The 259-nt window shown below is 57.1% G+C and carries 2 rRNA genes; both read left to right on the forward strand.

The features are described 5' to 3' along the window. A 23S ribosomal RNA gene (locus tag QSK17_RS35930) occupies positions 1–76 on the forward strand; the annotation flags it as partial. Between the two features lie 86 nt (positions 77–162). Then, positions 163–259: ribosomal RNA gene (gene rrf, locus QSK17_RS35935) — 5S ribosomal RNA — on the forward strand; the annotation flags it as partial.

Below are 259 nucleotides of genomic sequence, written 5' to 3' on the forward strand. Positions count from 1 at the left end.
CGGGTTGATAGGCCGGAAGTGGAAGCGCGGTAACGTGTGGAGCTGACCGGTACTAATAGGCCGAGGACTTGTCCATAGATGTTCGCGTCGGCTATGCAATTCAGAGACTGCAAACAGCCCTGCCTGCTGTGGCGGGTGGTCTGGTTGTGTGTTTCATAGGGTTACGGCGGTTATAGCGGTAGGGAAACACCCGGTTACATTCCGAACCCGGAAGTTAAGCCTTCCAGCGCCGATGGTACTGCACTGGGGACGGTGTGGG

This window comes from Microtetraspora sp. NBRC 16547 (genome assembly GCF_030268965.1).
In the GTDB taxonomy this organism is placed as follows: domain Bacteria; phylum Actinomycetota; class Actinomycetes; order Streptosporangiales; family Streptosporangiaceae; genus Microtetraspora.